The sequence below is a fragment of the Wolbachia endosymbiont of Cylisticus convexus genome (assembly GCF_003344345.1).
In genome coordinates this window covers 1-9,563 of sequence record NZ_QPIP01000085.1, presented here as the reverse complement: position 1 = coordinate 9,563, position 9,563 = coordinate 1, and the positions used below count along the sequence as shown (strand labels likewise).

At 37.2% G+C, this 9,563-nt stretch carries 10 protein-coding genes and 1 pseudogene; all 11 read left to right on the top strand.

Annotated elements, in window-relative coordinates; all coding sequences use genetic code 11:
* Window positions 1-260: 260 nt before the first annotated feature.
* Window positions 261-395: a hypothetical protein gene (locus Wcon_RS12565; RefSeq protein ID WP_255565478.1), complete on the top strand. Its 135-nt coding sequence runs from the start codon at window positions 261-263 to the stop codon at window positions 393-395.
* A 5-nt stretch (window positions 396-400) separates the two neighbouring features.
* Window positions 401-1,183, top strand: a complete 783-nt coding sequence (gene ltrA / locus Wcon_RS12145; RefSeq protein WP_237350007.1) for a group II intron reverse transcriptase/maturase — start codon at window positions 401-403, stop codon at window positions 1,181-1,183.
* A gap of 465 nt (window positions 1,184-1,648) precedes the next feature.
* The gene (locus Wcon_RS07685) at window positions 1,649-2,464 is read left to right on the top strand and encodes an AAA family ATPase (RefSeq protein WP_114517253.1); all 816 of its coding nucleotides are present in this window, start codon (window positions 1,649-1,651) and stop codon (window positions 2,462-2,464) included.
* 40 nt (window positions 2,465-2,504) lie between these two features.
* Window positions 2,505-3,005 (top strand): hypothetical protein, encoded by a 501-nt coding sequence (locus Wcon_RS07680; RefSeq protein ID WP_114517252.1) that lies wholly within the window; start codon window positions 2,505-2,507, stop codon window positions 3,003-3,005.
* Between the two features lie 190 nt (window positions 3,006-3,195).
* Window positions 3,196-4,137, top strand: a complete 942-nt coding sequence (locus tag Wcon_RS07675; protein WP_114517251.1) for an IS110 family RNA-guided transposase — start codon at window positions 3,196-3,198, stop codon at window positions 4,135-4,137.
* Between the two features lie 56 nt (window positions 4,138-4,193).
* The gene (locus tag Wcon_RS11460) at window positions 4,194-4,346 is read left to right on the top strand and encodes a hypothetical protein (protein ID WP_179947501.1); all 153 of its coding nucleotides are present in this window, start codon (window positions 4,194-4,196) and stop codon (window positions 4,344-4,346) included.
* A gap of 118 nt (window positions 4,347-4,464) precedes the next feature.
* Entirely contained in the window at window positions 4,465-5,148 is a 684-nt protein-coding gene (locus Wcon_RS07670) for a hypothetical protein (RefSeq protein ID WP_114517768.1), read from the top strand.
* Window positions 5,149-5,162: 14 nt separating this feature from the next.
* Window positions 5,163-7,104, top strand: a pseudogene (locus Wcon_RS07665) (DUF4815 domain-containing protein).
* 9 nt (window positions 7,105-7,113) lie between these two features.
* The gene (locus Wcon_RS07660) at window positions 7,114-8,292 is read left to right on the top strand and encodes a hypothetical protein (protein WP_114517445.1); all 1,179 of its coding nucleotides are present in this window, start codon (window positions 7,114-7,116) and stop codon (window positions 8,290-8,292) included.
* Window positions 8,292-8,486, top strand: coding sequence for a hypothetical protein (locus Wcon_RS07655; RefSeq protein WP_114517444.1), 195 nt, complete (start codon window positions 8,292-8,294; stop codon window positions 8,484-8,486). The genes Wcon_RS07660 and Wcon_RS07655 overlap by 1 nt, the downstream gene beginning before the upstream one ends.
* On the top strand, window positions 8,483-9,563 hold a 1,081-nt coding region (locus tag Wcon_RS07650), incomplete at its 3' end, for a hypothetical protein (RefSeq protein ID WP_114517443.1). The genes Wcon_RS07655 and Wcon_RS07650, both read left to right, overlap by 4 nt.

Below are 9,563 nucleotides of genomic sequence, written 5' to 3'. Positions count from 1 at the left end.
TAAGGCAAGTTATCACTCACTCTATCGGGATCTGAGGCCGTATCACGTGTTGAGATGGAGTTTACGTAAACTTGGGAGAGATCCTTTGTATTCCTATTAAGGTACGTTGGAACAAGTCAACAAAGGCGAGGACTAACGGAAGATGCAAAGGAAGTCGGACTGACTGATAGTACTCAGAGTGTGGGAAAGCCACATACAAGGGAGCAATATAGTGACTGGTTTAGGGATTGCTATGCCAATACAACGGAGGTTGGAATAACGTGCAAAGAAAACTAAATCAGATAACAGTAAGAGCCAGGCAAGATAAACGATTGAAATTTACATCGTTAATTCATCTGATAAACGCAGAGAATCTTGCTGAATGTTATAAAGAGCTAAAAAGGCATGTGGTATAGACCAGGTGACAGTAGAAGCTTATGGAGAAAATCTTGAAGAGAAGCTTAGCACTCTGGTGGATAGTATGAAGAGAAAGCAATATCAACCGCAACCAGTGAAAAGAGTATATATACCAAAAGCTGTAAGCAAAGAAAAACGCGGACTTGGGGTACCATCAACAGAAGATAAGTTAGTCCAGATAATGCTGAAGAAGATATTAGAAAATATTTATGAAGCTAACTTTCTGGATAACTCATATGGTTTTCGTCCTGGTAGAAGCTGTCATCAAGCGGTAAATGCACTAAATAAAGCAGTTATGTACAGACCAACTAACTATGTAGTAGAAGTTGATATCAAGAAATTCTTTGATAATGTCCAGCACAAATGGCTAATGAGATGCTTGAGAGAACGGATAACAGACCCAAACTTATTGTGGTTGATCAAGCGATTTCTTAAGGCAGGAATAGTTGAGTCAGGACATTACGAAGCAACTGAACTAGGCACACCTCAGGGGGGAATAATAAGTCCTATACTAGCTAACATATACTTGCATTATGTGCTGGATTTGTGGTTTGAAAAGAAATTCAAGCTAAGATCTAAAGGTTATATGGAGCTAGTTAGGTATGCAGACGATCACCTGTTTTGCTGCGAAAGAGAAAAAGATGCTAGAGAACTCTTAGAGTCACTGAAACAAAGGCTAGGAAAATTTGGACTGGAAATATCTGAAGACAAAACAAGAATAGTAAAGTTTGGCAAAAAGGAGTGGCAACAAGGGAGAAACGAAAAACGGAAAGTTTCAACTTTCTAGGATTCACCCATTATGGTACAAGAAGTCGTAAAGGTAGAGTAATGATAGGTCATAAAACCTCGAAAGTAAGTCTATCTAGAAAACTAAAAGAAACCAAAGAATGGGTGAAAAAGATCCGAAACAAGGTTCACCTTAGAGACTGGTGGCCAGTACTTAAAGCAAAACTAACAGGGCACTATAACTACTTCGGAGTTAGCGGAAATTATCGTTGGTTGAATAAATTCTTCTGGCGGATAATCAAGCTAGCATATAAATGGATAAACCGACGTAGTCAGAAGAAGAGTGTGAATTCAAAGCAATTTATACATTATCTACAAGTTAATCCATTACCAAAACCAAGAATATGCTACTCATTATATACAAAATAGGAAATGCTGTGAATACTACATTGTGGAGCCGTGTGCGGGAACACGGTTCTGGTGGGGGAGTCATAGCGATAAAACTTAATCAGGAGGATTTAAAACTATGACTTCTACCAAACAACAAAGCTTTTTCAACATCGGTCAAAAAATCCCTTTTTATAGCGTAAAGGAATATTTAAGTGATCAATCGCCAATACCAGAAGATATAATCTCACCAAGAATTTTAACAAAAAGAGGTCTATTGGTACTGGGTGGCCCACCTAAAATTGGCAAAAGCGACTTTTTGATCTCTTGGCTCGTCCACATGGCTGCTGGAGCTTCATTTTTAGGTATGACTCCAAGTAAGCCTATGAAAATTTTCTACCTGCAAACTGAAATCGAATATGACTACATGAAAGAACGGTTGCAACAACTTCAACTTGATAATGAACTTTTGAATGTAGCTGCTAACAACTTAATCATTACGCCAAAGGTGCACTTATCATTTAATCATGATGAAATAAGTGAGATCAAGGAAATTGTGAATGAACGCTTTAAACCTGATGTTTTGGCCATAGATCCATTGCGTAACATCTTTAGCAGTGAATATGGCAATGAAAATGATAATAGTGCTATGTTGTTCTTTTTGCAAAAGACTCTTGAAAAGCTACGCAGTGCTGTCAATCCAGATGCTTGTATTGTACTCACTCATCATACAAAAAAATTATCGAAAAAAATGCTGGAAGAAGATCCATTTCAGGGTTTGAGCGGAGCTGGTTCTTTGAGGGGATTTTATAGTACTGGTATGGTGATGTTTGCTCATGATGAAGAAAGTACTGTACGTCAGATAGTATTTGAACTGCGTAATGGTGAACGTGTGGCAAGCAAGCTTGTCGATAAGATAAATGGTCGTTGGAAACTTGTAGACCAATGGAGTTGATTCTTTTTTTCGTTTTGCAATTAATTTATAGGAGGACAATATGCTATCAGATTTTTTAACTGATTTTAATACGGCAAAATCACAAAGTAATTTAATACCAAAAGGTACAGCGGTAAAAGTCAAAATGGCCATTAAACCTGGAGGTTATGAAAATTGGTTCACTAAAAGCTACACTACTGGCAGCATCTATTTAAACGCTGAATTTACTGTCACTGAAGGTCTATATACAAAACGTAAGATTTTTCAAGTAATTGGTATTAAAAGTGGCAAAGCAAGCGTTGAAGGAGAAGATACTTGGGGAGAATCTGGACGTTCTATGCTTAGAAGCATTTTGGAGTCAGCACGAAATATTCATGCACATGATACTTCAGAGAAAGCAGTTACTGCTAGAAAAATCAACTCTATAGCTGATTTTAACGGGTTAGAGTTTACTGCAAAAGTTGGTATTGAAGCTGATCGGTATGGAGAAAAAAACAAGATTACTACAATTATTACTCCAGAACAAAATAAAAATGTTCAAAATGATTGGGTTGTATATTAAATCAAAGTCGCAAGACTATGACAAGCAAGGAGTGATACTGTCAACTGGGTTGATTGGTAAAAATCGTAGGGACCTTAGTACACTCCTAGCTTAAAATAATGTAGTACGAACGGTAGAAGGATCTAAAAGATCGAATTACAACCCTGTACAGCATTTACGTTATTATTTGATTATATTTATAGGTATAAAAATGGCTAGAATAGTTTTTATGGGTATTGATGTTTCAAAAAAAACACTTGATATCTCAATCGACAATAAACATCAGCGTATAGAGAATGCAGAAAGGGCTATATCTGAGTTTATAAGATCAAGAATGACTAACAATATATTTGTTAAGTTATGTGCAGTAGAATCAACAGGCGGTTACGAAAAACTTGTCATAAAATTGTTGCGAGAACATAACATAGCTGTTCATAGAGCTCACCCAAACCGGGTATATGCGTTCGCAAAAGCCTGCAACCACTTTGCAAAAACAGACAAATTAGATGCAAAATTGCTAGAAAAGTATGCCGAATTTATCACGAAAAATGATGAGGTAGTAGAATGCATAGTTTCACAAAAGCAAGAAGAACTAAAAGAATTAAGGGCAGTTGAGCGCAACCTAAACGACGATGTTCACGCAAATATGTGTCGTTTACATAAGGTTACAGGGAAAGCTAGGGAATATATAGAAAAACAGGTAGAATTTGCCAAAAAACAATTAGAGCAAATTAGACAGGATATAGAAGGTATAATAAACTCTGACCCTGATTTGAAGGAAAAAAGCAAACTGCTAACTAGCTATAAAGGTGTTGGACGAAAAATAGCAAGTATCCTACTCATAGAGGTACCTGAGCTTGGCAGGCTAGATAATAAGGAAATAGCTTGTCTAATTGGAGTTGCACCAAAAACCAATGAAAGCGGAAGGAAAGTGAGTAAAGCTCAAATCATAGGTGGCAGATTTTATGCTCGAAAAGCATTATACATGTCTGCCGTGGTTGCTATTCGTCATAATAGGAAAATGAAAGCACTTTACCAGCGTTTGGTTGACTCTGGTAAAGCCACTAAGGTTGCATTAGTTGCTGTGATGAGAAAAATCGTCGTTTGTTTAAATGCCATGATAAAAAACAACAATTTTTATCTTGATGCTTAAGACGGTAGGTCCCGTTTTGAGGTACGACGAACTGGATTGCTGTCATTGAGAGGGCTATGAAAGATGCAGTAGGAAAAAACGTAAAGCTGAAAGAAGAAGCGATAAAATGGTTAAATTCTGAATCTTTTGAAACTGTTTGTGAGCTAGCTAATCTCGATTTTCAATATGTCAAAAAGCATTGTTTCGATATTCTTGAAAGAAAAAAGTAGTTCTGGTTTTTTAAGATAAAAGAATGTTTAAGCATAGAAATGCACTTCAAAAAAAATTTTCATTTTTTCCGGAAAAACATGTGAGAAATCCGGTATATATATAGTAAGAGGGGAAAAAATGTCAATTCTTACACAATCAGGTCGGGCAGCAATAGCCGCAAGTATAAAAGAGCAGCCGATACATCTTGCTTGGGGTAGTGGTGATGCCAATTGGGAAAGTAGCCATCAGGTCAAAAAAGTTTTTGTTGAGGGTGAAATAGCTCTAGATCACCACCCCGTCAAAGATGTGAAGGTTACTACAGGACAGATAATTTATCAGCCAAGTATTGATTATACAGTTGATAGCAGTACTGGTGTTATTCAGTGCACAGAAAACAGCTCCATTGCGGCAGGCGGTACAGTCACTATAGATTATACTCAAGATACACCACAGGAACTCATTACTTCTGCAACATTAATTAAGGAAGTTGGACGTCGTGTTGTTGATGAGATACTCTTCTGCACAGGTGATGAGAATGGAGAGCTTTTGACCCCTTCTGGAAGGTTTAGGCCCTCAAATGTACCAACCAACAATCTCTACCTTAAATTCACTTTCGATTTCACGGACGCAGCAAATCAAGTGATAAGGGAATTAGGGGTTATGGTTGGTACAAAAGTAAAAAAAGAATTGCCTGAAGGACAGAGATATTTTGAACCTCAAGATATAGAAGACCATGGAATTTTATTAGTTTTAGAACATACAGTACCGCTCATTAGGACTTCAGCAACCCGGGAAACTTTTTCATTTGTTGTAACATTTTAGAAAAAGGGAAAAAGATGACTTTAAACGCCTATTATAACCGCTTCAATCCTGACAAAGAATATGAGAAAAGCTTGTTTCTAGCAGGAAGAGGTCTACAGTCTGCAGAATTAAACGAGACTCAGGAGTATGCTCTCTCTAAGCTTAAAGGCATAGGTGATGCAATATTCCGTGATGGTGATGTTATAACAGGAAGCAATTGTATTATAGATGGGGAAAAAGTTACGCTTGAATCAGGAAAAATCTATCTTCGTGGAGCGGTGAGAAAAGTAGAGGAAAAAGAGTTTGTTATTCCACTGAGTACTACAGTTCGCATCGGTGTTTATTATCTAGAATCTACGATTACAGAACTTGAGGATGAAAATCTTCGTGATCCTGCAGTTGGTACACGCAATTACCAAGAAGTAGGGGCAGCAAGGCTTAAAGTTTCCACCATTTGGGGATATCAAGCAGAAGGTGTTTCTCCACGTTTTTCTGAAGGAGAGTTTTATCCAATCTATAACATTGAAAATGGAGTACTGATAGAACATTCACCGCCACCACAAGCAAATATAGTAACCACAGCTCTTGCTCGTTATGATAAAGAGGCAAATGGTTCCTACGTCGTAAGTGGCCTAGAAGTAATGTTTCTGCAGAAGGAAGAGGAAAGGGGTGGAAAAAAAGGTCGAAAGAGACAGGTATTTGTGGTTAATGGAGGTAAAGCTCGTGTTGATGGCTATGAAATAGAATTATCCCACAGTATTCGAGCTTATTTTGATGAAGATCCAGACATAAAGACAGTTGCATCAGAATCTCATACTTTTCAGCCAAATAGCCAAAAAGTAATGGAGCTTAAGGTTCATGATTCTCCGATAAGCGAGATAAAAAAGGTAGATATTACCGTTCAGAAGACGATTACTATGACCCATGGTTCATACTCTGGAGTTGTAGATCCGATACCTGACTCTGCAGTGCTAGAAATTATCCAGATTAAACAAGGCAATGTTATTTATGAAAACAGTACAGATTATAAGCTAAGTAGTGGAAATGTTGATTGGTCATTACCAGGAAGAGAACCAGCACCAGGAAGTAGTTATCAAATAACCTACCGCTGTCGAACTCATGTAAGCCCTGAGGATATAAGTGAAGAAGGATGTAAAATAAAAGGGGCAGTTGATGGTTCTTTGGTACTAGTTGATTACACCTGGAAAATGCCCCGCTATGATTTAATCACCATAGACGCAAAAGGGGTAGTAAGGAGAATAAAAGGAATTGCGCATCCTTGGAAACCATCGATGCCTAAAGCCCCTAGCGGACAACTTTTACTCTGCTACATTCATCAGACGTGGAAAACCGGGGAAAAGAAGGGGTGAAAGTAATGAATAATGCGATCCATGCTGTACCGATGAATGAGCTTGAAGCAATGAAAAGGGGAATAAGCGATCTTTATGCGCTAGTTGCAGAGGAGCGTTTGCGTAATGATGCAAATTCAAGGGATCCGACAGCCAAAAAAGGAGTATTTGTTGATCCCTTCTTTGATGATGATATGCGTGATCAAGGAATTGTTCAGTTTGCAGCAATAGTAAACAAGGAACTGATATTACCAATAAACGTAGAAATCATTGATGTTGAAAGGAGTAAAGAACGTTATTTATTGCCGTATGAACTTGAACCGGTACTAGAGCAGCTTTTACAGACTAAAGGAGAAAGAATTAATCCATATCAAGCTTTTGATCCAGTACCGGTGCAAATTACTCTAAATAAAAACATTGACCACTGGACAGAGGTAAAAACAAACTGGAAAAGTCCAGTGACAAGAGTTTTTAATGTTACGGAAACCACAGAGCTATTGTCAAGCGAACATACGAAGCTGAATTTATGAGAGAAGCAGTACAGAATTTTGAGATCGAAGGTTTTGAGCCAGATGAAAAGCTTAAGGAAGTAAAATTTGATGGCATAAGCATTCAACCCATAGCATAGAGGAAAAAAGTGGAAAATCAAGGACGAATAAGTGGAAAGATAAAAATACCAGCAAATATTCCAGCAGGTACTAAATTAGTACAGTTTTATGGGGATAAAGGAAGCTATGGAGAAGCAACTTATACTGGTAAAAAAACAATTACCATAGAAGAAAGAAGAAGAGTTATTGCAGCAAGAAGAGTTGATCCTTTAGCGCAAACATTTACGCTAAATGAGAGCAGACACATAGGAGGCGTGGAGCTATGGTTTGTAAATAAAGGCAAAAAACGTGTTGTTGTGCAGATTAGAGAAACAACAGTTGGAGTGCCCTCGCAAACAGTTATCGCTGAAAATTCCATCGAGCCAGCTAAGATCAATACCAATGGCACAGCAACACGTATAACTTGGTCACCAGTGTTTTGTCATGCAGGGCAGGAATATGCGATAGTTTTACTTACCGATGACGGGGAAAATGCGGTCAAAGTAGCAGAACTTGGCAAATATGATGCAGTAAACAGTAGATGGGTAACCAGTCAACCTTATCAAGTAGGAGTATTACTTTCATCAAGCAATGCAAGTACTTGGACTCCACATCAAAATTTAGATTTAACGTTTCGATTACTAGCTGCAAAATTTAGCGAAAATTCTTATGTTATTGATCTTGGGAAAGTTACTGTAAACAACGTATCAGATTTAATAGTTTTAACAAATGTTGAAAAAGTAGCATTTGATACCAATGTAGAATTTATCTTAACAGATGAAGAGGGAAAAGAAAACTTTCTGTCTGATAATTTACCACTCGCACTGCGTGAAAGATTATCTGGAGAGCTAACGGTAAAAGCAAGCCTAAAAGGAGGGCGAGAAAAAAGTCCTGTTCTCTATCCTGGGTTACAGCTAGTTCTAGGTAATCTTTCAGAGTCCGGAGATTATGTAACGAGAAGCATTACAGCAGGAGCTAACACCAAGATCACCATAACATATGATGCGCTAATACCTGGCACTGCAGATGTTAAAGCATATGTGGAACAAAGCGTCAAAGGATGGCAATTAGTAAATTTAACATCAGGAAAACCAATTGGAGAAAATTGGGTAGAGAGAACTCATGTGCTGACAAACTTTAATGGCAATGAGACTAGGGTAAAATTAGTTTTAAGTGGAACAGTTGTTTATCGCCCTAAGGTAAAAAATCTCAGAGTGATTGTCACATAATGACTGTTGACCAAACCAAACGAGGATATCCACTGCCTCATCCAGAAAATATTGCAGTTCAAGATGTGGTACGTATTCGAAGAGCTATAGAAAAAATAGATGAAGATATTACCGAAAGAGAAGATGAGCATAATCAACTAAAAAATAATTTTAAACGATTTAGATTTGAAACTTTTTTGAATTTTTGGGAATGAAAGAAGCAATATACCAAAGGATAAAGGATTTAGCAGCAAACAGCACACCTGATCAACTGGCATATCTTGCAAAATCACTGGAATTGATAGCAGATAAAAAAGCTATTGCTGACATTGTGCAGATGACTGAGGTAAAAGAGATAATTGATGTACTACAAAAGAGGCTTAAGGATTTAGCAGAAAACAGTACACCAGATCAGCTTGCATATCTTGCTAAGGCATTGGAATCAATAGTCGACAAAAGTGCGGTTTCTGAAATTGTACAGATGACTGATGGTAAGCTAAAAGAACTTCTTGATAGTGCAAAAAAACACCTAAATGATATAAACAGCAATAAAACAAACTCAATATCAGCAATAACTGCAGTAAAAACAGAGTCTGTTAATGAAATCAACAAGCTTAGGGATAATTCCTTAAATACTTTAAAAGCATCATCAGATTCGCATATATCACTACTTGATACGAGAAAGAATGCCAATATTGCAGCAATAAATAGCATTAGTAATAGTCATAAAGATGGTCTTAAAGGTTTAGTAGAAGATTTTCGTGCTGTTAATAATGTACCATCTGGCTCATCAATTATAGGAGAAATAGAAACTCGAATTGAAAACATCTCTAATGAGGTAAAAACTCGGGATGAACAGTTAAAAGCGTCTCTTATAAATGAAATAAGAAAGCGCAATATGGTTGAATCAGGGTCATTACCTTTCTTATTTGGTGTACTTGGCAGAAAAAATAATTACTTTGGTCACGGAACTTTTACAACAGAGCTTGGAAAGTGGAGTAGTGATATAACAAAAACCGACTATATGTTGCAATTACTAGCAGGTAGCCATACATACGATACAGATTACGTTAGTTTTTATCGGCCAAGACAACTAAGTTTTATAGAGGGAAGTAAAGGAACATTTATTTACGGAGAGTTATGCACAAAAAGTTTTTCGGGTAGTTATGATGAGATATACTATTACCCATATGCTGCACTTGGAGTAGTATTTATAAAAAATACAACGAATGTGAACATAAATAAAACAATAGAATTTGTTGGATCATCGTACTCTAGTACGGAGTACGGGG